The sequence below is a fragment of the Dyadobacter sp. CY327 genome (assembly GCF_021390415.1).
Lineage (GTDB): Bacteria > Bacteroidota > Bacteroidia > Cytophagales > Spirosomataceae > Dyadobacter > Dyadobacter chenhuakuii.
The window spans coordinates 1,346,317-1,370,014 of the sequence record NZ_JAJUXJ010000007.1 but is presented as its reverse complement, the minus strand read 5'-3'; the positions used below and the strand labels follow the sequence as shown (position 1 = coordinate 1,370,014).

Here is a 23,698-nt window from a genome sequence, read left to right as displayed (position 1 = left end):
CAATCATTTGAATGCAGGGAGGATGTTGGTTTCCATTTCCTTCCATAAAATACTCCGTCTGCCGTTTCCTTCGGTTGCATTGTGGTGTAAGGTCAAAATCACTAGGTCCAGATCCGGAATGATACATAACACCTGGCCTCCATATCCTGCTGCATATATTGTTTTAAATACCTTATTATCAGCCCGAAGCACGCCACGCCACCATTGATATCCATATCCCCACTCCTTGTTTGCCTTATTTACGGGTAAATTAAATGCCGTGGATTCTTTGATCCAGGATGCTGAAACAATCTGTTTTTCATTCCATTTTCCCTCGTCTAGCACCAGCTGGCCCAACTTCAATATATCCCGTGGCTTCATGAACAGTCCGCCGCCTGTATGGATTTGCCCGTTCATAGCGGTCCAGGTGAATTTGTTTATTCCCAGATCTTTGAAGAGTGTTTGCGTTGCGTATTGATCGGCTGGTTTTCCGGTTGTATTGGCAATAACACCTCCCAGCAAAATAGAGAGTCCGCTGTTGTATTCAAATACTTCGCCTGGTCGAACCTTCGGGTCAGGGTTTTTAGATAAAACATACTGAAACATATCCTTACTCTGGTTCATCAGGACTGCATCGTTTCGCGGATCTGAATAAGGAATATCCTCACGCCAATCCAATGCTGCTGACATGGTTAATGCATTACGCAGTGTAAATGGAGGCATTTTTCGCTTTGTGGAATCCCCGTAAGCCGGAAAAAAGGTGTTTACAGGCGCATCGAGATTCTTGATAAGGCCATCGTCATGCGCAATACCAATTAAAAGGGAGGTCACACTTTTCGTGCACGACTGTATACTGTGAATCCTTTCCCGATCGCCCATATAGAAGTATTCCTCTAATAGCAATTTGCCATTCCGGGCAACCAGGATAGCATCGAGCCCATTAAAATGACCTTTTAGGATATTCTCAAAAAGATCCCTCAAAGGCTTTGAATCCCCGGTTGCTGTGTTGATCGTGCCCACTTTCCATCCGTCATGAATTGCAGGAGGGGCCTGATATGCCCAGGTTTTTACAGGTTGATTATCCTTGTCGCTCCTTGCGGGCCGCTGTGATGACCATTTTTCTATTTTGGTAAAACGCAGTGTCTGCTTCTCGATGCCGGGCACATTGAGTACACCCGTGATTTGCTGCTTATTATTTGCAAGATTGCCTTTGAACATGGCGCCCTGGCCAAGATCAAGGGTTATCTTGGAGCCATCAACTTTTACACTGGATAAGTTTCCTTCGGTCATGGTCTCGGCAATTTCAAACCGCCCGCTCCATTTATCCCCGAAAAAATCGTGATTCAATTCCAAATCAAACGCGCTTTTGAGTTGGGGTATGGCTTCCAGTTCAGTATGCCAGATGCCCATAAGTTTTGACTCGTCTGATGAACAGGACGCAGCCGATAACAGCAAAGCCAGGCTTGTCACATATTTGAAAACCACTTGCCGCATAATGATCGTTATTTGTTTCGGTTCGATGTTGTTGTCCAGCGTAATCTAGTTGCCTCGCGTCATCACGTGACCTCATCACACAGCCAGCATTTTTTTAAACTTTAACAAAAACTGGCCCGGCCGTGTTTAATCCAACGCGGTCAATTGTTTCAGCTCACCAACCAGCTCCGGTATTGAACCGGTCTTCTCGATAAACTGGTCAACACCGATTTGCTTAAAACGTTCCCGCCACTCTTCCGGGATGGGGCCGGAATAAATGATGATGCGGGGGCTGTCGAATTCCTGCAACTTTTGCAGATGCACCAGACATTCGTCCCCAGGTATCCTGGGCAGGTTAAGGTCAATAAACACATATCCAGGCGCAGATGCCGACTGCTGGCTGAAATATGCGACGGCCGACTCGCAATCCTTGAAAAAAAGACATTTTAATGGCTTGACAAGCTCTGATAGCGCCATGCTGAATATTTCATGATCGTCTGTATCATCGTCAATCATGACAAACAGTTTTTTATCTCCCATAATCTCGTTCGTGTGTCCGTAAAGCAGATATCTAGCTTGCGGATGCACATTAATAGCGTGCCAACAAACGGGTGACTATTGATCTTCAGCGGGAGATAAGCCGGTTTTTTTTGTTTTTTTGTCTAGTCTGCTCAGCCAGATGTAACCGAATATTCCGGAAATGATGGAGGCAGTTAAAATGGAAAATTTGGCTTCTGAAAGGATCAGGTCCTTGCCGGAAAAGGAAAGCAGCGCAATGAAAATGGACATAGTAAAGCCAATTCCACCGAGCATCCCCACGCCTATAATATGAAGCCAGGAGGCGTTATTGGGCATTCTGGCAATCCCGAGCTTCACTGCAATCCAGGAGAAAAAGGTAATCCCAACGGGCTTTCCTATGACAAGCCCGGCTATGATTCCGATGCCAAGTACGGTGGTCAATCCTTCCAGCATCCCGGCTTCAAACTGAATATTGGTATTGGCCAGGGCAAAAATGGGCATAATCACAAAGTTGACCGGGTTGACGAGAAAATGTTCGAGTTTTTCCAGCGGAGACTCGGTTGCGTCCGGGGTTGTGGGAATTGCAAATGCGGTCAAAACACCCGCAATAGTGGCGTGTACGCCAGAGTGGTGAATAAAATACCAGATAAAAAGCCCCGGGATGAGATATGCCGCGAGGTTTTTTACCTTCAACTTATTTAGCAACAAAAGGAAAAGGAAGATCCCGAATGCGTATAAAAGGTAAGTGTAATGTATATCCGAAGAATAAAAAATGGCTATAACCAGGATCGCCATCAGGTCGTCGACAATGGCCAGCGCCGAGAGGAAGACTTTGAGGGACGATGGCGCACGCTTTCCGAGCATGGAAATGATCGCAATAGCAAAGGCAATGTCCGTTGCCATGGGTATGCCCCAGCCGCCAGCCGTTTCCGTGCCGGCATTGAATGCATAGTAAATCAGTGCAGGCGCCAGCACGCCGCCCATGGCTGCGAGGATCGGAAGAGAGGCTTTTTTAAATGATGAAAGTTCACCTTCCAGCATCTCGCGCTTGATTTCCAGGCCTACCAACAGGAAGAAAATGGCCATTAACCCGTCATTGATCCATAGCAGAATAGGGTATCGTAAGTGAATGCCGCCCAGATCAGCTCCGATCTCCTTAGCCAGAAATGCTTCAAATCCCGGTCCTGCGCCAGAGTTGGCTATGACGAGTGAAATGATCACGCAAATGATCAGTATGAAACCGCCGATTGAGCTCGACCGGAAAAATTCCTTAAACGAATGGATGTTTATCAATTGTGCCATAGCCGTAAAACTAGTGAGTATGGCTTAGAAATGCATCCAAATTGAACAGTGTTAAATTATTTTGTTTTGTTAAAAGCCATAATAGGCCACATGGTGCGGGTGTCGGTCGGCCTGGTTCATCCAATGATCGTAGACTTGCTCGTCAGCAGCCTGCAAAAAGTTTGTGCAATAATGTTGCAAGTGTTTAATTCAAATCATTCCTGCATTATATTGCCTTGGAATACATCGAAGAAGAAGACATATTTCCATTTACTAACCACTTTAACATTGACTTCCGTACAATCCTTCATGACCCGGATCATCGATCGGAATCCCGGCGAAAATGAATTCCATCAGGCCGTCCACGAGGTTGCCGAAAATATTATCCCTTTTATTCAGGACAAGCCACATTATCAGAAAGCCAAAATTCTTGAACGGATTGCAGAGCCGGAGCGTGTCATTATTTTCAGGGTCCCATGGATGAATGATCAGGGCGAAGTGGAGATCAACCGGGGTTACCGGGTTCAGATGAACAGTGCGATCGGACCTTACAAAGGCGGTCTGCGTTTTCATCCTTCTGTCAACCTGGGTACATTAAAGTTTCTTGCTTTTGAACAAATATTTAAAAATAGCCTGACGCAGCTTCCGATGGGCGGAGGCAAGGGCGGATCGGACTTTGATCCGAAAGGCCGTTCCGACCGGGAAGTTATGTTCTTTTGCCAGAGCTTTATGACGGAGCTTTTCCGTCACATCAGTTCGGACAACGACGTGCCGGCGGGGGATATCGGTGTAGGCGCCAGGGAAATCGGCTTTTTATTTGGCCAATATAAGCGGCTCAAAAATGAGTTTACAGGTGTCCTAACGGGCAAAGGCGCCAGCTATGGCGGAAGCCTGATCCGCCCCGAGGCGACCGGTTATGGTGTGGTTTATTTCGTTGAACAAATGCTAAAGCAGCACCGCGACAGCATTAAAGGCAAACGTGTGGTCATTTCGGGCTCGGGTAATGTGGCGCAGTATACATTGGAAAAGTGTATCGAGCTGGGTGCCAAAGTTTTAACCCTTTCTGATTCGTCGGGATACATTTACGATGAAAAAGGGATCGATGCAGAGAAATTTGCCTATATCATGCATTTGAAAAACGAAACACGCGGAAGGATCAGCGCTTATGCAGACCGGTTTGGGTGTGAATTCATTGCCGGCAAAACACCCTGGGAAGTTCCATGTGACATTGCATTGCCTAATGCGACCCAAAACGAATTGAATGGCGATGACGCCCGCATGCTGATTAAAAACGGCTGTATGTGCGTAGCGGAAGGTGCAAATATGCCGTGCACACCGGAAGCAATCTCTATATTCGAAGATAATGATATCCTGTACGCTCCCGGTAAGGCGGCCAATGCGGGTGGAGTGGCCGTTTCGGGCCTGGAAATGTCCCAGAATTCGCTACGTTTGTCGTGGTCGCGCGAGGAAGTGGATAAAAAGTTGCAGGACATTATGTTCAATATCCATTCAACTTGCCTGCGTTACGGACACAAGCCCGACGGGCGCATAAGCTATATGCAAGGCGCTAATATCGGTGGCTTTGTGCGTGTAGCCGATGCTATGCTGGCGCAAGGGCTAGTGTAGGAAACCATTATTTATCATGGGCTCTGCATTGCAGTCGGTTACCCGGCACAAGGCAAAGCCCATGATTTTATTGAGGCCATATTAATTCCAGTTGTCGATTTTGATGTCCCTCGGATCCGGCTTGCCTTCACCTTCTTCGATCAGGGATTTTAAACTCAACAGAAAAACAGCCCATTTTGTACTGCAATGATGCATGAATTCAACCGGTTCACGCCAGTTGGCATGTGTGAAAAGCAGGATAGCATAATCATTTTCTTGCCTTATGTCGAAGCTGATGCTTGTGCCCACCCATTCGGCAGGGCCGTCCACGACTTCCCATGAAACATGCGTAGGCTCTTCCAGCGCGGTAACTTTCATATCAAAGCCTCCTGCTCCGAACCGGAATGCAATGATGTTGCCCACCTGATTGCCCTGTCCCTGCGTATTGCTGGTCCACCAGCCCGCCAGGCCAGCCTCTGTTGTCAATGCATCATAAATGTCCTGTAAAGACTGCGATCTGATCCCGACCCTGTGCAAGATATCTGCCATAAGTGAAAGTTTTTGGTTTGAAGTAAAATGTTTGACCTGCTAAGTTTTTCCCAAAAGTATAGGCTTAGCAGGAAATTCGTGGCGTGTGAAATGGACATTATAACGGGTTGATTTGGACAAAGCCAGTTTATAACTTGCGGTTAAAAACAAATGAAAATTATCACGATCCTTGTTCCCGACGGAGAGAACAATCTCAGCAGCATTGTGGGCGCTTACAAGATTTTAAAGCGGGCGAATTCGTATTGGGAAGAAAAATATAAAAAAACATTATATCATATTCAGCTGGCCGGGCTGTCCGGGCAGGTGGACTTTCATGAAGGGTTGTTTTCGGTAAAGCCTCATGTCCATATTTCTGCTGTTTCGAAAACGAACCTGATTGTCATACCATCCTTAAATCACCAATATGAACAGGCCATAGCAAAAAACCAACCCTTGATTGAATGGATCAGCGCCCAATATCGTGGCGGGGCAGAAGTGGCGAGCATCTGCACCGGTGCCTTTTTGTTGGCGTCTTCGGGCCTGATCAACGGAAAAACCTGTTCTACGCACTGGGCATTCGCGGATCGGTTTAAGACAATGTTCCCGGAAATCGATGTGCAGAAAGACAAATTGATTACGGATGAGAACGGCATCTACACCAATGGGGGCGCCTATTCATTTCTAAACCTGATTATTTACCTTGTTGAAAAATATTTTGACCGGCAAACGGCCATTTTCTGCTCCAAGGTTTTTCAGATCGATATAGACCGGGAAACGCAGTCGCCTTTTATCATTTTTGCCGGACAGAAATCACATGAGGACGAGGTCATCAGGCAAGCGCAGGCTTATATCGAAGAAAATGTGGAGAACAAGATATCCATCGTCGAACTGGCGTCTAAATTTGCCGTAGGAAGGAGAAACTTTGACCGGAGATTTATCAAGGCAACCGGTAACACGCCAACCGAATATGCACAGCGCGTGAAAATGGAAGCAGCCAAAAAATCCTTTGAAACCAATTCCAAAAACATCAAGGAGGTTATGTATGAAACCGGATATTCCGACATGAAGGCCTTCCGGGAAGTGTTCAGGAAAATCACCGGGATCTCTCCGCTCGAATACCGTTCAAAATACAACAGCCATGCGTATCAGGATAACCGGAAGCAACTCAATCTCGAATGAATAACACTATAATCATTGGTCTGTCTGCCGGGGGATCATTTCTGCTGTCTTTTTTACTCGCTAACCATCCGAAACATAACAACATTTATGCAAACCGCTGGCTGGGCGTTTTCATGCTGGCATTTGCCATGTCCTTGCTGGAAATCTTTATTTATGATCTCGGATTGCAGAATCAATATCCGCTGACGATAAGCTTCCTGGAGTTAAGCCGCTTTGTAGCAGCACCGGCTCTATACCTGAGTGTCCGTTATTTTACTGCCCCGACGAAAACATTTACCTGGCGAACATTTGCACACTTTTTACTTTTTCTCGTTTTATTCCTTTTCCAATTGCCGCGCATGCTTACGGGCAACAATCTGGAGATCGCGGATAAAACGCTTGAAAGCATCATATTTACTTTTTTTGCAGCTGCTTTCCCGATCCAGATCATTATATACTGGACACTCAGTTATCGAAAGTTATACAGGCACAGACAAAACATCCGCCAGCTGGCTTCTTCCACCGAGTCTATCGACCTGTCCTGGCTCACCAATCTGCTCTATGTGGTTATTGTGATTGTCATAACCTGGCTTCATCTTGCCTTTTTCAATCCTTCGGGCGGGGCCAGCTATGCTTCCGTACTCTATTTTCTGAGTGTCTATTTTTTGTCCTATTATTCATTAAAACAAAAAGAAGTTTACGCTTACCCTGAGCAAACGCTGAAAGAACTGGATATAATCCTGAATAAGGATCCCGATAATAAGGCAGAGAAGCAAAAACGTCTCTCCGATACTCAGATAAATTATTTAAAAGTGAAGCTTGAAAATTTGATGGAAGAAGAGAAGGTCTATCTGAACAATGAGCTGAGCCTGCCTCTTTTGTCTCATAAAATGGGCATATCCATTCACGAATTATCGTTCCTGATCAATGACGAGTATGGCGAAAATTTCTTCTCGTTTGTGAACCGGTATCGTGTTGAAAAAGCGAAGTCCTTGCTACTGAACAATGCCGCCCGGCTTACGATGCTTGACATTGCCTTTCAAGCCGGCTTCAATTCGAAAACTTCATTTAATACTTCCTTCAAAAAACTGACCGGCTTATCACCGACGGAATTCCAAAGATCAGCACAGGCATAGTTGCCAGCGGCCTTTACCGATTAGGAGCCCAAAAACGTTCTTTTGGATAAATCCGAACGCGGAATAAATACAAAACGCCAACATTGGGTCAGAAATGATCACCAAAAAACCCAATGTAAAATGACCCGTTTTCTTCTGCCGTCCCTTTGGCTATTGGCCTCGCTTTCACTTGCCCGGATCCCTGCCCGCGCACAGCAACCAGCTGCTCCTGCTAACATTGAAGAGCTTAAAAACATACTCCGTACTGAGATGGAAAAGCAGCATGTTGCAGGCATGATGCTGACCCTCGTCAAGCGCGATACCGTGCTACTGGCTTCCGGCCTGGGAATGGCGGACTACGAAAAGAAGAGGGCGGTAACCGAAAATGTTCTTTTTCGCGGCTCTTCCATCACCAAATTATTCGTCGCCGCCGCTGTCCTGAATCTGGTAAAACAAGGAAAGCTCCGGCTCGATTCCAGGCTCAAAGACATTGCCCCGGACATTCGTTTTCAAAATAAGTGGGAAGAAGTCAGTCCGGTTACAATCGACAAATTATTGGAGCATTCCACGGGTTTCAGCGATAAATCGCCCTTTGAAGAATACAATTTTTCTTCCAGGCAGTACACCGGTTTGGAAGCCTTGGCCGTATTTGAAAAATACATGTCGTCAAAATGGAGACCAGGTGAGCGGCATGCCTATTCCGGCGTTAATTATGCTGTTCTTGATTATGTGATCGAACGCGTTTCCGGCAAAACCACAAATGACTATGTAAAACAAGAGGTTTTTGCCAAACTGGGGATGGCCCACACGAATCTGAATCTGACAGATGACGACGCAGGGTTATATAGCAGAGGATATATATGGGACGGTCGTGGTTTTTCTCTTGTGCCGCATCAGTCTGCTTTCAGCAGTGGTTACAGTTCGCTGAACATCAATGCTGCGGATGCAGCCCGAGGTCTGAAAATGTTTTTGAATGGATGGGAGCAACCTTATGGGAACTTTTTGAGCAGGGAGGTTCTCGAAGATTCGGAAACGCCCCATACTTATCTGTCTGCAAAGGCTGGTCTCAGGAATACATATGCGTATGGCAATGAGAGTCACGAATTGGACGGGACATTATTCAGAGGTCACCGGGGCGCAATCGGCGGGTTCCTCTCGGCATTTTTATACAATCGCCAGCTGGGGGTCGGCTATGCATTTGCGCTTAACACGCATAATGAGGAGTTTTACAGGTTTGCAGATAGGCTGATCAGCCGATATTTGCTGGACAATGCTCCCAAGCCACTGCCCGCGGAAGCCTATCCATTGCATCAGAAGGTCGTTGATAGGCATGCAGGATATTATCGTTACACTAATCCCAGCCAGTTATATAGTGGTTTTTTTGAGCGTCTGACCAACACCATTCACGTCAGGAGGATGGGACAATTTTTGGACGTAAGCATTATCGGCCGTGGACAAATGCGGTGGCAGGCAACGGATAGGGAAGGCAGGTTTTATAAGCATATGAATGCAATCCACCCCCACATTGTTTTTCTGAACGACGGTGCCGGGAATCCCGCGATTTCGGACGGCACGATGTATTTCGAGAAAATTTCCCTCTGGCAGGCATGGATACCCATTATCTTGTTTATTGTCTGCGCCGTGCTAATGATTTCTGCCATCGGCTTTGGCGTGGTGAATGCCATTGTTTTGATATTGAAAAAAGCGGGAAGAGAGCAATGGGTTGTTCGATTGATGCCAGGGCTTGCCGCACTCTCGCTATCGCTGTCTTTGTATTCACTTTCTCAGCTTTTCGAACACATGAAAGAAGCCTTGCCGATGGACGGCCTTCACACTGCGTGGACGATCGGAAATTATGGTTTTGCTCTTTTCATGATGTTCACCTGCATTCAGCTTGGACTGAAATGGGAATATTTACGAAGCTGGCCGCTCAAAATTTACTTATGCTGCGCTTCCGGTGCCGGAGTATACTTCATATGGCTTCTGGCAAGTAATCACTGGTTTTTCTGATTTGTAAAACCCGCACGGGTGCGCCCAATGATCAGGCAAATTGTTGAGAATCTGGAATGTGGGTTATTCATATTTTAAATTGCTTACTCAGCTGATTTCGTGACAATTTTCACATATGCTTCTGCCACATTGCCAATGGCGCTTGGACGTCCGTCGAGTTCTTCTGCTGTGGCGTCGTTGTAGATCAGGAATGCGGTTAACCCGCTGAAAGTGACAGGTTTGATGCCGGGGCCGGAATTGTTAAGTCTGTAAAGATAGGATAGCTCAAATGGCTGTTCGATGGTTCCGCCGACCGGGACTGTAAGCGGGACCGACATACCGATCTGATAACTTTCGCCCGGCGTGGTCAGGGCCAGCACGCCTGAGGTATGCTGCGTGTAACGCAGCTGATATCCGGCAACAACCGGAAATGATGGCGTCGCAATCCGCCTGATGGTGGCCTTCACGTCATATTTTAATGAACCGATCTGATCCACAGCCACGGCCGAGGGATTGGAATCTTCCTTGGCAGCCGACCGGGGTAAAATGATTTCACTCGCAGCAGGCGTAACCTCACCGAGAACAGTGCCGTCTTTGGCATAAAATGTGAGTTTTTCAATCTTGAATTCGCACGGGTAGGCGCGTGGCACCGTCATGTTGGTTGCGAGCATGCATTCTGATTCCGGCATGTTCGGAATTTCCGGTAATTCATGGTCGGTACAGGCTAATACCAAGCCGAACACGCAGATGGTGCCCATAGAGATCGCCTTGCGAATGGTGGAATTGGTTTTCATAACATAATCTGTTTTGGTTTTTATTGAGATACGTTATGATAATGATAATCAAGTCTTTACATTTATTCAAGTGAATCGCGTTGGTATCATTGACATTCTTATTTTACGGCCTCCGCTGCGTTGCCGATAACTAAGTCAGGCATCCGATCCGGTGGTCAACAGTCGTTTATCGGGACAGAGAAAATTAAAAGTATCTATTAACCAAAACGAAAAGAAAATGAATGCAAACAAAGCACTTTGGGAAAAAGGGGATTTCACCCGCCTGGCAGCAACGATGCGTGAAAGCGGTTCGGCACTGGTAGCGAAGTTGGGAATCAAAGCCGGCGCCGATGTTCTGGATCTGGGCTGTGGCGACGGCACTACTGCCATACCCGCAGCACGGTTAGGCGCCAATGTTCAGGGCGTGGACATTGCTAGAAACCTCGTGGAAGCCGGCAATGCCCGGGCAAGGGCAGAGGGCCTGACCAACATTACGTTTCGGGAAGGCGATGCCATTGATCTGAACGAGATTGCGGATGAATCGTTTGATCTGGTGGTAAGCGTTTTCGGGGCGATGTTCGCGCCCAAGCCATTTGAAGTGGCAAGAGAAATGTTCCGGGTTACGCGTCCCGGCGGGAAAATAGTCATGGGAAACTGGATACCCGGCGATCCGACGCTGGTTGCGCAGATCCTGAAAGTGAGCTCCGCTTACACGCCGGCGCCGCCGGAGGGGTTCGTCAGCCCGATGCTCTGGGGTGTAGAAAGCAATGTTACCGAGCGTTTCGTTGCAGCAGGCGCATTGCCGGAGAACATTTCATTTGAAAGGGAAACATTTACATTTCAAGCGCCTTATTCACCAGCAGTTTTTCTTGAAACATTCAGAAAATACTACGGCCCGACGATGAACGCCTTCGAAGCTGCGGAAAAAAACGGACAGGAAGAAAATTTGCAGCAGGAGCTGGAAAGCTTGTTCGAAAGCCAGAACCAGAGCCCGGACCGCAACCAGACTTCTATTCCCGCTACTTTCCTGAAAGTCACAGTTCTGCGCTGATATTTTTTTCTTGGGTCTGCTTTACATCTTGTTTCGGCAATTTGGTAAGCAGACCTAATATTTTGAGCCTTAAAGCCTATATTTGGGTTTTAGGCTCAAAATGAATGTAAGAAAGAGGAATAACGTCAGGATATTTGGCCAGGGTAACCAAGCGATGGTGTTTGCACATGGCTTCGGATGTGGGCAGAACATGTGGCGCTACATCTGGCCCGCATTCGAAAGGGATTACAAAATTGTGCTGTTTGACTACGTTGGAAGCGGTAATTCGGATGTGACCGCGTATAACTACGAGCGTTATAGTAACCTGAACGGCTATGCCCAGGATATCATCGATATTTGCCGGGAGCTTGGTTTGATCGACTGCATTTTTGTTGGCCATTCGGTGAGCAGTATGATCGGGGTGCTGGCCTCGATAAAAAAACCTGAATATTTTGAGCGTTTGATTTTGATCGGCCCATCCGCCCGGTATATTGACGATCAGGAATATGCCGGTGGTTTTCAGCAGCAAGACATTGAGGAGCTTCTGGAAACGATGGAAAAAAATTACATTGGCTGGGCTAATTTCCTGGGGCCTGCCATCATGCAAAACGAGGGCCGTCCTGAACTAGGTGCCGAGCTAACCGAAAGCTTCTGCTCGACTGACCCGGTTATCGCAAAGCAATTTGCACAAGTCACTTTCTTATCCGACAACAGAAGAGATTTGCCCAATGTGACACACCCGACGCTGATTATGCAGTGTTCAGAAGATATTATTGCGCCTGTGGGGGTAGGAGAGTTTGTGCACTCGCAAATGGGTAACAGTGCTTACCGGCTCATGCAGGCAACAGGACATTGCCCGCACCTGAGCGCGCCGGAAGAGACCGTGAAGCTGATGGAGGAATTTCTGGATTTATAAACTATTTCTGTTGGGAGAGGCTGAGCACATTTTACAAGACCTACCCTGCGGCTGCGTCGTTTTCGATGGAGCCGGGACGATCACATTTGCTAACCGCACGCTGTGCTCAGTGCTCAATTACCAGCCTGATGCGATTCTGGGGCACAGCATTGAGAAAATACTAACCATATCAAGCCGGATCTTTCACCAAACCCATTTTTTTCCATTACTTAAATTAAATGGCACGGTCAGTGAAATATTCCTTACGCTGAAACCAATGACTGGCAGCCCTATCCCAGTGATGGTCAATGCTAAAATACAGAATGAAAGCGATCCGATTTGTTACGTGTGCGTATTTGTGCCCGTATGGGAGCGGCGGAAGTATGAAGAGCAGCTTCTTGAAACCAACCGGGTGCAACAGAAAGCACTGGATGAAAATGCAATGTTGAACAGGCTCAAAGATGAGCTGGAATCGAACCAGTTTGCGCTTGACAGGAAAATTTCCATTTTGAGCGAGCGCAGTCAGGAGTATTTGCAAATGGGGAAGATATTCATGCATGATATGCAGGAGCCCGTGCGTAAAATAAGCCTCTTTTTCGACACCTTCATGCGCAATGCGCACATTGCCCCGAATACCGACGACGCCCGACATTTATCTGTCATTAAGAAATCAATCCTACGGCTGCGGTCCATGATGGGCTCGATGCTGGACTTCGTGCAGGTCAGTAACGCTTCCGATCCGATGACTTTGCTCAATCCGGCAGACCTCATCATGGAGGCGCGCAACCAGTTGATGAGGGAAAAAGATGCTATTGATTTTAACATTAAAATTGGGGAACTGCCTGAATTTGATGGAAGGCAGACGCAGATCAAACGCGTTTTTTATGAGTTACTGAAAAATGCCGTCGAGAACAAAGCTCCTGACCGTGCGTTGAGCATTGAGGTTACTGCGGTCATTTCCGAAGAAAATATTTATCGAAACCATTCCTCGAAATACAAATACACCGACCATATCAAGATCGAATTTGCTGACAACGGAGTTGGATTTGACAGTCAGTTTAATGATTATGTGTTTCGTTTGCTGAATAAGCTCAATACGGATTCACCGGGCCTGGGGGTGGGTCTTGCTTTGTGCAAACAGGTTATTTCAAGCCATTACGGAACAATGAAAGTCAAGTCCAGGGTAGGAGAAGGGACGACTTTTATTATTACTTTACCTCTTCGGCAAATCGCTGACTACACCAATTAACATTCGTGCGCCTCATTGTGCGGCATCAGAGGCTGTTGAAATCGCCAGAACAGAAACGAGCTTGCCGGCTGTGACGGAATGTTATTTATTTGCACGTACGCGGCTGATTTCGTCGGGTTTAACCGTGTTTTTGTTGGTTGAAAAATTTGACCGGGCATAGGATAACAAGGTCGCCAGCTGGTCGTCGCTCAGGAATCCGAATGCCGGCATTGCTTCTCCGGAGGCTGATTGTGAGCCTTTGAGTAATAACGCGATTAGTGCTTCATTGTCGCCGGATAGCCGGGCAGATGTTACAAGCGAAGGAAATGATCCCAGAACCCCGCGGCCATCGGCTTTATGGCACGACTGGCAAAAGTTCTGATACAATTCAGAAGCGCCTGCATGGCTTGTTTCCTGCCTGGTTTTAACGGTACGCCTGCTTTTCGGAATAACGCCGCTTTTGCTGATCCGAATGATCCGGTCATCGGTTTTGAGCGGGAAATTCGCTGGTGGGTTCCAGTCGCGGTTGCTGGTGGAGATGTAAATGTCGCCCGATGGAGAAACGCATACATCGCGGAGCCTGCCGAATTGCTTGCTGAATGCAATGTCTTCCGCAACCACTTCTTCCTGGTCCGCATCCAGTTTCAGGATGCGCAGACTCTGGTCCTTTAATGTACTGAGCAGCAATGCATTTCTCCATTCGGGAATGTTACCATCATAATATTCCATTCCGGCCGGCGCAATGGTCGGCGTCCAGGCTTTCACAGGAAATGTGCTTTTATGGGTTTTTGCATGTTCCTTTTCCTCCGGCAGATCACTGAATCCGGCCATGTAGGGCCAGCCATAATCGCCATTTTTAACTACGAGGTTAACCTCGTCATCCGTTGCGTCGCCATGCTCGGCGATGAAAAGGTTGCCGTTTTTGGTAAACGTCAATCCCTGCGGAACGCGAAAGCCCATGGCCCAGGACGCACTTCCGGGATGTGGGTTATCATTGGGAATTGTGCCATCCAGATTGAGCCGGAGCACTTTGCCATTCGCGAATGCCGGATCGTGAATCGTTTCTTTTTGTTTTAAATCACCGGTTGCCCAAAGTAATTTCCTGTCCTTTGAGATCACTAGCCTGGAACCATTATGGCCCAGGTAGCCTGGAATTTGCTTCAATAAAACCGGATCAATCAGCGCCTTACCATTATAAGTATACCTGACGAGTTTTGATACAATGACAGAATCGGGCTGGATATGGGAATAGTTGATAAAAACCTGCGGATGCGTTTTCCAGTCCGGATGCAGGACCATGCTCATCAGTCCAAGGCGTTTTCTGTAATAATCTTTGATCTGCAAAAGCTCCGTGACCTGGCCGGTTTTAGGATTGAGCTTGCTGACCTTCCCGTCGTGGTCGGTAAACCAGATCATGTTATCCGGTCCCCATAACATTTCCCACGGCACATTCAGGTTTTCAGCAATCGTTGTAACATCCAGAATGGTTGAATCCAATTCTAATTTTTCTGTCTTAAAGTCTGGCTCCGGTTTTGGCCTGTAACCAAACGAGGCCATTGCAAATGCAGCCACGCCCGAAAGCGCGGCTATCATATATATCGGTTTTCTCATCCGGTTACTTCTCAAAATAATGGTAAAAAACTTCCGGCAATTTGCCTCCCAGGGAAAGCCAGTCTGCGGCTAGCGGAGCCTTTTTGAGGCCTTCCACCCATTCGTAATTGAGCTCGTAAACGAGTGCTTCAATACCAAATCTTTCCATAAAACCCTCGCCTAATGTTCCCGGATTACGAAACCCCGGCTTGGTGGAGCCTTCGGTATACCAGGTGTATTTTCTTAACAGACTGTCCAGTCTAGCCATATTGGCCCGGTAGGTGGTGATATCTCCATCGGGGCGGCTAATGTGCAGGTTACCACCCGCATCGTTATGGACGTCAATTCCCAGGTCTGGTTTTTTGCCTGCGGCACCCATTTTGGTTAGCCATTTTTCCAGATAATAATTTTCCGGGGCAATCAGGGAATCGGCTGCCTTGTCCCATTTTCGGTTCAGGTCGTAACCATTCACATTGAAACGCGTTTTCCCGCGCGCAACGCCATCCTTATTCGTCATAGGCAAAATGTACACACAGTAACGCTTGAGATAAAGCTTCATATCGGCATCATCTTTCAACAATCGGTCGATGAGGCCTTCCAGCGTCCAGTTGCCACCGGCTTCAAATGCATGCGCGCGGCCGCGGAGGAATATCCTTCTGGGTGCCTTCTCGTTGCCAATTTTAATGATTTCCAGCGAACGGCCTTCGGCTGTCTTGCCAATAGGCGTGATCGTTACCAGTTTGTGGTTTTTGATTCTGGCCAAGAGTTTGTCCAGGTCGCTGATCCGGTATGGTTCAATGCTGGCAATGTAGGCGCTAGGCGCGGTCATTTTAAGTCTGATCAGCATCCGGTTTCCTTCGATGTATTCGGTAGGGCGGCTTTCCCAGGTTTTACCATCAAAGGAGATGACGGCCGGCGACTGTTTGGATATGGGGCTGGCGTGGATGTTGTTCCAGATGTTGTCAAAGTTTTGCAGGATCAGAGTCACCTCTTTTCCAACCGGGGCCTCCACCTTGAAATGCCAGTGGTTGTTGGCCCGGTTGAGTGAAAACCGCTCATGGTCATAAACAAGACTGATAATGATCCTGCCTGCGGAATCGGCTTCCCAATTGAGCGGTGAGGCGTTTTCGAAACCCGTATGGATGAAAACGTCAGGCGCAGGTTTGTTGTCCTGGGGTGTTTGCCCGATGGCAGCGCTAACGATTTTGAATAAACAAAAAATGAAAACGGCCAGCGACTTGAAAGCATTTTTTAAAAACATATCAGATCTTTTTAGAAAGTATAACCAGGATTTTGCTTGATCCCCTGCGGGTTCACATCGATCTGCGTCTGAGGAATGGGGAAGACCGCATTGAATTCGGCCACGACGGGCGCTTTGAAATGCTGGTTCATGACCGCAACCTCGCGGCCCGTACGCACCAGGTCAAACCAGCGGTGGCCTTCGAAAGCCAGCTCCACCTGCCGCTCATGCTCAATGGCGAGCGCAAACGCGGCTTTCGACAAGCCTGCCGCCAGCGGTGCCAGCTTCGCCCGCTTCCTCACTGCATTAATGGCTTCGTAAGCTTCGGGAGTAGGGCCGCTGCCTGCCTGGCTGATCGCCTCCGCGTACATGAGCAGCACATCCGCATAGCGCAGCACGGTCCAGTTATTATCGGCATCGCCTTCGGAAAAAGGTGTATCCTGGTATTTCAATGTGTAGGGATCGGCTACGAACTTTCCGGTCGCAGCGTCGGTATAGCCGGTGGCCAGCGATGCGGCTTTTCGGGCATCTCCTGGTTCATACGCGGCCACCAGATCGGCCGTAGGGTTGTTTCTGCCTCCTGCAAAACCGACTTTGATGATATTCGTTCCCGAGTTACGCGGCATAAAATTGTTATAAAAACTGCTTCCGGTCCCCGTTCCGCCTTTTTTAAACTGAACTTCAAAAATGGATTCCTGGTGGTTGGCGTTGGCGACGGGCCAGAGTGCAGCGTAGTCGTCCAGCAACTTGTAATTTCCCTGGTCGATCACTTCTTTCAGCTTGTCTTTGGCTTTGGCAAATTCACCTATGGTCAGGTAAACTTTGCCTAACAGTGCTTTTGCAGCTCCTTTTGTTGCTTTACCAATGTCAGCTCCGGTGTAAGCGACGGGAAGTTTTTGTTCCGCTTCCGTCAGATCGGCGATAATCTGATTGTAAGCCTCCGCCTTGGCTACTCTCGACTGACTGTAACCCTCAGAAACGGACTTTGTTTCGGACAAAACCAACGGAACGTCCCCGAATGTGCGCACGAGGTTGAAATATTTCAAAGCCCGCAAAAATTTCACTTCCCCGATAAAGCGCTCGCGCAGCGCCTGGTCCATTGTGGCACCATTGATGTGATCCAGAACCGTGTTGCAAGCCAGGATCCCGCGGTAAGTGTCGATCCACATGAGCCGGATGATTTCATTCGTCGACGCCATTTTGAACTGGTCCAGCTCAGCGTCGGGCAGGTTGCCGCCCACTTCGAAGTTCATTGTGTTGTCAGACCTTACTTCGGAAACATTATAATAGGCATAGCCATATTCTCCCGCCGAAGAGAGCATTCCATACGCCGCATTCACGGCAGCCTGCATGTCGGACGCGTTTCTGTAAAAATTGCTCACGTTGGTGGCATCCCTGGGTGCGAGTTCAAGGAAATCCGAACAGCCGGTGCCAAGCATGCTCAGCGCGCAAAGGATATATGCATTTAATTTCATGTTCGTGTCAGTTTAAGGGCTGGTGATTAAAAGGTCAGGTTTAATCCAAGTGTGAATGTCCGGGCGAGCGGATAACCGTTGAAATCCACGCCAGGCGTCAGCGAACTGCTGCCGTTCAGGCTTTGTTCGGGGTTGTACCCCAGATATCTGGTAAATGTAAATGCGTTTTGAACAGACAGATTAATGCTAGCAGCACGTGCATAAGCCACTTTTCCTATCTTTTCCGGCAGCGCATAACGCAGATTAATGTTCCGTATCCTGAAAAACGAGGCGTCCTCCACCAGCAGGCTTGATACATAGCTCACATTACCGCCGGTAGCCACCGTGTTGGCGCGCGGCGTGCGTCCGTCACCGGGTTTGTCGGCAGATTGCCATCTGCCCAACACATCCCTGCGGCTGTAACTGCCATTCACAAGCCCCAGGTTTCTCCTCGAACCGTTCAAGAGTTCAAGTCCCTGTACACCGTCTGCAAGAATGCTCAGGTTTAGCCTTCCGAAGCTGAAATTGTTGGTAATGCCGTAAAAGAAGTCGGGATGGTTGTTTCCGATGATGGTAACGTCGTTGGGTGTAATGGTGCCGTCACCGTCCACGTCCTTATATTTCAAATCCCCCGGCCGAGAGCTGCCTTTTACCGACGGCAGGTTATCCACTTCTTCCAGGGACTGGTAAACGCCAATCGCCTCATATCCCCAGTAACTGCCAATCGGCTGGCCGATCTTTGTAATGTGCGTATTGGGACTAAATGAAGGGCTTTTTGAAATGATCGGGTTGCCCTCGGGCCCTAGCGCAACGACTTTGTTCCGGTTGAACGAAATGTTGAAATTGGTCGACCATTTAAATGCTTTCACAAAGTTTTTCGTGCTCACACTGAATTCCCAGCCCTTGTTATTGAGCTTGCCGATATTTTGCAGAGCCGTTTCGTAACCCGTAGAGGCGGGGACGGGCACATTCAGCAGCAGGTCGGTGGTATTTTTATTGTAGTAATCAATGGTGAACATTAATCGGTTGCGGAGTATACCAAAATCGATTCCAATGTCCATTTGATGCATGACTTCCCAGCCCAGCTGCTCGTTTGTGATTGAAGAGGGGTAAAGACCGTACACGACGCTGCCGGTCCCCGCGCCAAAGCTGTATCGCCGGTTGGACAAAAGGCCTATCTGGCTGTAATTTCCAATAGTGTTATTGCCGGCGAGTCCGTAACTGGCGCGCAGTTTAAGGTCGGTAACAACGTGCTGGCTGCTCAAAAAAGGTTCTTCTGATAAATACCAGCCCAACGAAGCGGAAGGGAATGTTCCCCATTTGTTTTTGGACCCGAAGCGTGACGATCCGTCCCGACGGACCGTGGCCGATAGCAGATATTTGCTCGCGAAAGTATAGTTAACCCTTCCCAGATAAGAGAGCAGCGACCATTCCGACATGCCTGTTCCTCCGCTTGTCACCTGTCCTGCATTCAATGTAGGCACCAGGTCCGTTGGGAAATTCGTGGCAGCAAGCGATGTATACTCGTATTTCGCTTTTTGGGAAGTAAAACCGGCGAGCACATCCAATTCGTGTTTGCCGTTAAATGTCTTTTTGTAACTCAGCACGTTTTCGTTCAGCCAGTTGATGTCCCTGCCGTTGCTGGCGGATGCTCTGGCTTGCACCGGTGCGGGAACGCCGTTGCTTCCGAGGTCAGAAGGATAAAAGGTGTTCTGGCGTGCGTCGGAGTAATCGATCCCGAAAGATGTCCTGAATTTCAGGTTTTCGAGAATGTTGATTTCTGCATAAATGTTTCCTAATGTTCTGAAAACGGTCTTTTTATCTTTGATCTTACTTGCAATCGCAACCGGGTTATCGATCACGCCCAGGTTGTAAGGGGATGTTCCCAACAATGTGGTGAAAGTGCCGTCGGGGTTGTAAACGGGGACGGTTGGCGGCATGGAAAGCGCTGATGCCAGGATGCCGCTTGTAAAAACCTGGTCTTCGACGGGTAGTAATTTGTTGGACGAAAATGAAGGCGCAATGTTAACACCCACTTTTACGGCTTTTGAAACCGAATGATCGAGGTTAATGCGCGCGGAATATCGGTCAAACCCAGTGTTCATGACCACACCGTCCTGTTTGAAATATGCCCCGGAAAGAAACAGCTGCGTTTTTTCGCTTCCCGCGGATACGGAGAGCTGGTGGTTCTGGATGGGTGCAGTTCTGAAAACTTCATCCTGCCAGTCTGTTCCTTTCCCGAGCGATTCCGGGTTTTTGAACATTTCCGGAATTTGGAGTGTGGCTGGTCGTAAGTCGTTGGGGTCGGTGGCTTTGCCGCCTCGGTCTACCCATGCATTGTTCCTGGCCTCGGTGTTGAATTCGGCATATTCCCTGGCATTAAGCATATCGATTTTGTTGGCAACCTGCTGCACGCCGTAATACGTGTCGAGCTGAATCGTCGACTTGCCCATCTTGCCGTGTTTGGTTGTGACGAGCACCACACCATTGCTTCCGCGCGAGCCGTAAATGGCTGCTGCGGAGGCATCTTTCAGTATTTCAATGGACTCAATGTCATTGGGATTTATCGTCGAAAGGGGATTAAAGCTGCTGTTGAAATCCCCTGAAACCGGAAATCCGTCGATCACATACAAGGGCTCGTTGCCCGCGCCAATGGAACCTGTTCCGCGGACACGGACTGAAACGCCGCCACCCGGCGCACCCTTGGATTGAGAAACGCTCACGCCCGCAATCTGCCCGGCCATGGCTTGGTCCAGACTTGTTAATGGTTGATTTTCAATGCTTTTCATGGGAACAGACGCCACAGAGCCGGTGATGCTGCTTTTGTTTTGGGTTCCATAACCCACCACCACCACATCATTCAGCGACTTGGTATCGACCGTCATGCCGAAATTGATCTCCGTCCGGCTGCCTGCAATAACCTCCTGACTTTTGTAACCCACAAAACTGACGATCAATGTCACGTCACCGGCTTGCGTGGCCCCGTCGGGAATAATGAGCTGATATTCACCATTGCCGTCCGAAGTGGTGCCCATTTGTGAATTTTTAACCAAAACACTTACCCCCGGAAACGCATTGCCGTTTTCATCGGTGATCTTTCCTCTGATCCGCCGGTCGATGGGCTGGGGCACAGGTTCGATGCTTTTTAAATTAAGGTTGATATCCTGCCTGATACCCGGAATTTTCAGCGGCTGCACGTTATCTCTGGCTGCGTTTTTTACCGCTCTTTTTACGACAATGTTCTGGTTGAAAATCTTGTAAGTCAGCGGCAGGTCCCTGAAAAGGGTCGTAAGCGCCTGGTCGATGCTGGCGTTTTTTACCCGGAGTGATACTTTCTGTGATTCCGGCAAATCGAGTTTGTCGTACAAAAACAGGTAACCGCTCTGTTTTTCAATGGTTTTTAAGACATTTTCAACAGGCAGGTTTCGGGCATGAAACGATATTTTCTGACTGTATCCGTCCGCAGTGACCTGGGTAAGGGTGACAATGAGCAAAAGGAAAATTCGAGTCATAATGGTTACTATTTTTGCAGGAAGGCTCGCCTGCTCGTACCCGCATAGGACGGACAACAAGTTTATTTTCATAAATTTGTAAAGTTTAGGAATAGCAAATTGACTTTTGAAGAGAAGCTCGGTGGTGCGCCTGAACATCCGGGGAAAATGTTAGCGCATTTTCCCTTTTTGTTTAAACGGCATTACGCTCACGGCGAATAATTTGGAATGCGTGTCATGATGAGAAAAGGTTTGGGTTTATAAAATGTAAAACGTTTAACTATATACGCGTCAGGGTTCAATGATCATTCTGGAACCTTCGATGCGGCAGTTCACACCTGCATACCGAAGCATTCCCGACACTTCCGACAAGTTCACATGGCGGGATACGCGTCCGGTAAACTGGCGAACCGGGATCTTTCCGGCATACAAAACCTCTACGTCATACCACCGAGAAAGTTGCCGCATGACCTCTTCAACACTCGCATCTTTGAAATAAAACATGCCATTTTTCCAGGCAACTGCCTCATCGAGTGCAATGTACCGGGTCTTGATCTTTCCTGTTGAAAGCACCGCTGCCTGCTGTCCGGGTTTGAGTTTTGTATTTTGGTTCACATTTTTGATAAATACCGAACCTTCCACCAGCGTCGTTTTGGACGGCCCTTCTTCCGGGTAAGCCATAATGTTGAAACTCGTTCCCAAAACCTGCACCTCAGATTTATTAAATTTCACCCGGAATGGCCGGGTCTTGTCCTTGGCAACCTCAAAGTAAGCTTCGCCGGTGATCTCCACTTTTCGTTCCGAGGAAGGAAAAGTAGATGGGAAGCGAATGGATGATGACGCATTGAGCCAGACCTTACTTCCGTCGGGCAGGAGCACTTCGTACTGTCCGCCCTTGGGTGTGGAAAGGGTGTTTATACTGACCTTCTCCGTTGCATTACCTGGTTTTGCATTATAAACCAATATTCCCTCCTGTGATTTGCTTACTTCCGCATCGCCCTGTCGTGTCAGGAAGCCGCTTTTTGCGCTGGCTAGTTCTATCGCTGAGCCGTCCGAGAGTGTCAGTAAGGCCTTGGCGCCGCCTGGTTTGACATCGCTGGTCTTAGGTTGAGCCATGTGAGCGATTTTTGTTGCCGGATCAGGAGCTAATTTCCACCAGGCTCCCAGACCAATCAAAACAAAAACAGCGGCGGCAGCGGCGTACCGAAGCCAGCCTATGCGGATCACCTTTGTTTGTTTTTCCTCTTTTGGCGTTGCATCGAGGATGGAACTCAGCATGGCATTGCTTGTCTCATTGGTAAGAATGCCATCGCTGAGTTTCAGTTCCTCCCAACCCTTTTTAAGAAATTTTTCCAGAACTGCATCGTCTTTGGATGAACGTATAAACGCCATTAATTCCTCTTTTTCCGAAGCTGTTGCCAACCCGTTGTAGTAACGGTTAAACAATTCCTCCAAACGCATCTCGGGATTCTCCATCAGCAGCAACATTACTTGTGGTATGTGCTTAGAGGACAATCACCCCGACCGAAAAGGGGGTATGCTTTTTAGTAAAATTTAAAGATTATTTTGAATAAAAAATAAAATACTGATAATGAGCTTTTTAGTAATGTATCCCGAAATGAATTCCGTAGCGATTTGCAGATATTTTTTGACAGTCTCCTTCGAAAGTCCCATTCTCATGGCCACTTCGGTGTACGTAAGCCGCTCGTGGCGGGCTAGGAGATAGGCCTGACGCTGCTGGGGCGGCAGCCGGTCAATCGCTTCATCTATCAGGATATAACGGTAATCTTCCTCGCTCGTCTCAGCTAACGGCAGCTGGTCCAGGGCCGGGTCGAGGTCGGTTGTCAGCGCTTTTTCGCGCGCCGTTCTTTTCAGACAATTTAATGCGGCGTTCCTTGAAATGACGTAGAGATACACCGGGAAGTTTCCGATCCCGGTGAGGGTTTCGCGGTTGAGCCATATTTTCAGGAACACATCATGCACGACTTCTTCGGCCAGCTCGGTGGATTTGGTGATCCGGTAAATGTGGACAGCGAGTCTTTGATGGTAACGATTGTATAATGCTGTGAAAGCCCTTTCATCTCCCTGAGCAACTGCCAGTAAAAGCGCAATGTCCTGATCCAAAGGAGGTAGATTGGGTTTTTGTAATACAAAATGACAGTCTCCGCTTCTTGCAAAAGCGCTTCAAGGTAAGCAAAGAATCCAATTTATAAATTCTAATTGAAACAGGGCATGGAATCGCAAATGCGCACCATAACATCCGCTTTTGCCTCTGCCAACCGATCCCGATAAGTCACTCGCTGTGGACAGGCATGAAGGCGGTAGCGTTTTTTTTTCTATTTTCGCTCAA

General features: G+C 48.1%; 18 protein-coding genes. 7 read left to right on the top strand and 11 right to left on the bottom strand.

Going from position 1 to position 23,698, the window contains the following annotated elements:
- Positions 1-3 precede the first annotated feature (3 nt).
- From LZG74_RS22070 to nhaA, 3 genes are all read right to left on the bottom strand, one after another.
- Positions 4-1,473, bottom strand: a complete 1,470-nt coding sequence (locus tag LZG74_RS22070) for a serine hydrolase (RefSeq protein WP_233798656.1) — start codon at positions 1,471-1,473, stop codon at positions 4-6.
- A 126-nt stretch (positions 1,474-1,599) separates the two neighbouring features.
- Positions 1,600-1,992, bottom strand: a complete 393-nt coding sequence (locus LZG74_RS22065; protein WP_026629030.1) for a response regulator — start codon at positions 1,990-1,992, stop codon at positions 1,600-1,602.
- A 75-nt stretch (positions 1,993-2,067) separates the two neighbouring features.
- The gene (nhaA, locus tag LZG74_RS22060; protein WP_233798655.1) at positions 2,068-3,273 is read right to left on the bottom strand and encodes a Na+/H+ antiporter NhaA; all 1,206 of its coding nucleotides are present in this window, start codon (positions 3,271-3,273) and stop codon (positions 2,068-2,070) included.
- A gap of 267 nt (positions 3,274-3,540) precedes the next feature.
- On the opposite strand from nhaA, the gene gdhA reads away from it, so the two are divergent.
- On the top strand, positions 3,541-4,878 hold the full coding sequence (gdhA, locus tag LZG74_RS22055; RefSeq protein ID WP_409014521.1) for an NADP-specific glutamate dehydrogenase: 1,338 nt from the start codon (positions 3,541-3,543) through the stop codon (positions 4,876-4,878).
- A gap of 81 nt (positions 4,879-4,959) precedes the next feature.
- Here the strand turns inward: gdhA and LZG74_RS22050 are convergent, their stop codons facing one another.
- Positions 4,960-5,406, bottom strand: a complete 447-nt coding sequence (locus LZG74_RS22050; protein WP_233798654.1) for an SRPBCC domain-containing protein — start codon at positions 5,404-5,406, stop codon at positions 4,960-4,962.
- A gap of 150 nt (positions 5,407-5,556) precedes the next feature.
- On the opposite strand from LZG74_RS22050, the gene LZG74_RS22045 reads away from it, so the two are divergent.
- From LZG74_RS22045 to LZG74_RS22035, 3 genes are all read left to right on the top strand, one after another.
- Entirely contained in the window at positions 5,557-6,564 is a 1,008-nt protein-coding gene (locus tag LZG74_RS22045; RefSeq protein ID WP_233798653.1) for a GlxA family transcriptional regulator, read from the top strand.
- On the top strand, positions 6,561-7,679 hold the full coding sequence (locus tag LZG74_RS22040) for a helix-turn-helix domain-containing protein (RefSeq protein ID WP_233798652.1): 1,119 nt from the start codon (positions 6,561-6,563) through the stop codon (positions 7,677-7,679). Before LZG74_RS22045 ends, LZG74_RS22040 begins: the two co-directional genes overlap by 4 nt.
- 120 nt (positions 7,680-7,799) lie before the next feature.
- A complete protein-coding gene (locus LZG74_RS22035; protein ID WP_233798651.1) occupies positions 7,800-9,668 on the top strand; it encodes a serine hydrolase in 1,869 nt (622 codons plus the stop codon).
- 83 nt (positions 9,669-9,751) lie between these two features.
- Here the strand turns inward: LZG74_RS22035 and LZG74_RS22030 are convergent, their stop codons facing one another.
- A complete protein-coding gene (locus LZG74_RS22030; RefSeq protein ID WP_233798650.1) occupies positions 9,752-10,441 on the bottom strand; it encodes a hypothetical protein in 690 nt (229 codons plus the stop codon).
- Between the two features lie 217 nt (positions 10,442-10,658).
- On the opposite strand from LZG74_RS22030, the gene LZG74_RS22025 reads away from it, so the two are divergent.
- From LZG74_RS22025 to LZG74_RS22015, 3 genes are all read left to right on the top strand, one after another.
- Positions 10,659-11,471, top strand: coding sequence for a class I SAM-dependent methyltransferase (locus LZG74_RS22025; protein ID WP_233798649.1), 813 nt, complete (start codon positions 10,659-10,661; stop codon positions 11,469-11,471).
- Between the two features lie 100 nt (positions 11,472-11,571).
- Positions 11,572-12,366: an alpha/beta fold hydrolase gene (locus tag LZG74_RS22020; RefSeq protein ID WP_233798648.1), complete on the top strand. Its 795-nt coding sequence runs from the start codon at positions 11,572-11,574 to the stop codon at positions 12,364-12,366.
- A gap of 10 nt (positions 12,367-12,376) precedes the next feature.
- Positions 12,377-13,594 (top strand): ATP-binding protein, encoded by a 1,218-nt coding sequence (locus tag LZG74_RS22015; RefSeq protein WP_233798647.1) that lies wholly within the window; start codon positions 12,377-12,379, stop codon positions 13,592-13,594.
- 81 nt (positions 13,595-13,675) lie between these two features.
- Here the strand turns inward: LZG74_RS22015 and LZG74_RS22010 are convergent, their stop codons facing one another.
- From LZG74_RS22010 to LZG74_RS21985, 6 genes are all read right to left on the bottom strand, one after another.
- On the bottom strand, positions 13,676-15,184 hold the full coding sequence (locus LZG74_RS22010) for a PQQ-dependent sugar dehydrogenase (protein WP_233798646.1): 1,509 nt from the start codon (positions 15,182-15,184) through the stop codon (positions 13,676-13,678).
- A 4-nt stretch (positions 15,185-15,188) separates the two neighbouring features.
- Positions 15,189-16,424: a M14-type cytosolic carboxypeptidase gene (locus LZG74_RS22005; protein WP_233798645.1), complete on the bottom strand. Its 1,236-nt coding sequence runs from the start codon at positions 16,422-16,424 to the stop codon at positions 15,189-15,191.
- 11 nt (positions 16,425-16,435) lie between these two features.
- Complete coding sequence (locus tag LZG74_RS22000) at positions 16,436-17,878, bottom strand: RagB/SusD family nutrient uptake outer membrane protein (RefSeq protein WP_233798644.1); 1,443 nt, start codon at positions 17,876-17,878, stop codon at positions 16,436-16,438.
- Between the two features lie 26 nt (positions 17,879-17,904).
- Complete coding sequence (locus LZG74_RS21995) at positions 17,905-21,441, bottom strand: TonB-dependent receptor (protein WP_233798643.1); 3,537 nt, start codon at positions 21,439-21,441, stop codon at positions 17,905-17,907.
- Between the two features lie 198 nt (positions 21,442-21,639).
- A complete protein-coding gene (locus LZG74_RS21990; protein WP_233798642.1) occupies positions 21,640-22,824 on the bottom strand; it encodes a FecR family protein in 1,185 nt (394 codons plus the stop codon).
- 78 nt (positions 22,825-22,902) lie between these two features.
- Positions 22,903-23,472 (bottom strand): RNA polymerase sigma factor, encoded by a 570-nt coding sequence (locus LZG74_RS21985; RefSeq protein ID WP_233798641.1) that lies wholly within the window; start codon positions 23,470-23,472, stop codon positions 22,903-22,905.
- Between the last annotated feature and the right edge of the window lie 226 nt (positions 23,473-23,698).

Coding starts and splice junctions, on each gene's coding strand:
- LZG74_RS22070 (WP_233798656.1), bottom strand. CDS start 1,473: ATGCGGCAAGTGGTTTTCAAATATGTGACAAGCCTGGCTTTGCTGTTA.
- LZG74_RS22065 (WP_026629030.1), bottom strand. CDS start 1,992: ATGGGAGATAAAAAACTGTTTGTCATGATTGACGATGATACAGACGAT.
- nhaA (WP_233798655.1), bottom strand. CDS start 3,273: ATGGCACAATTGATAAACATCCATTCGTTTAAGGAATTTTTCCGGTCG.
- LZG74_RS22050 (WP_233798654.1), bottom strand. CDS start 5,406: ATGGCAGATATCTTGCACAGGGTCGGGATCAGATCGCAGTCTTTACAG.
- LZG74_RS22045 (WP_233798653.1), top strand. CDS start 5,557: ATGAAAATTATCACGATCCTTGTTCCCGACGGAGAGAACAATCTCAGC.
- LZG74_RS22040 (WP_233798652.1), top strand. CDS start 6,561: ATGAATAACACTATAATCATTGGTCTGTCTGCCGGGGGATCATTTCTG.
- LZG74_RS22035 (WP_233798651.1), top strand. CDS start 7,800: ATGACCCGTTTTCTTCTGCCGTCCCTTTGGCTATTGGCCTCGCTTTCA.
- LZG74_RS22030 (WP_233798650.1), bottom strand. CDS start 10,441: ATGAAAACCAATTCCACCATTCGCAAGGCGATCTCTATGGGCACCATC.
- LZG74_RS22025 (WP_233798649.1), top strand. CDS start 10,659: ATGAATGCAAACAAAGCACTTTGGGAAAAAGGGGATTTCACCCGCCTG.
- LZG74_RS22020 (WP_233798648.1), top strand. CDS start 11,572: ATGAATGTAAGAAAGAGGAATAACGTCAGGATATTTGGCCAGGGTAAC.
- LZG74_RS22010 (WP_233798646.1), bottom strand. CDS start 15,184: ATGAGAAAACCGATATATATGATAGCCGCGCTTTCGGGCGTGGCTGCA.
- LZG74_RS22005 (WP_233798645.1), bottom strand. CDS start 16,424: ATGTTTTTAAAAAATGCTTTCAAGTCGCTGGCCGTTTTCATTTTTTGT.
- LZG74_RS22000 (WP_233798644.1), bottom strand. CDS start 17,878: ATGAAATTAAATGCATATATCCTTTGCGCGCTGAGCATGCTTGGCACC.
- LZG74_RS21995 (WP_233798643.1), bottom strand. CDS start 21,441: ATGAAAATAAACTTGTTGTCCGTCCTATGCGGGTACGAGCAGGCGAGC.
- LZG74_RS21990 (WP_233798642.1), bottom strand. CDS start 22,824: ATGGAGAATCCCGAGATGCGTTTGGAGGAATTGTTTAACCGTTACTAC.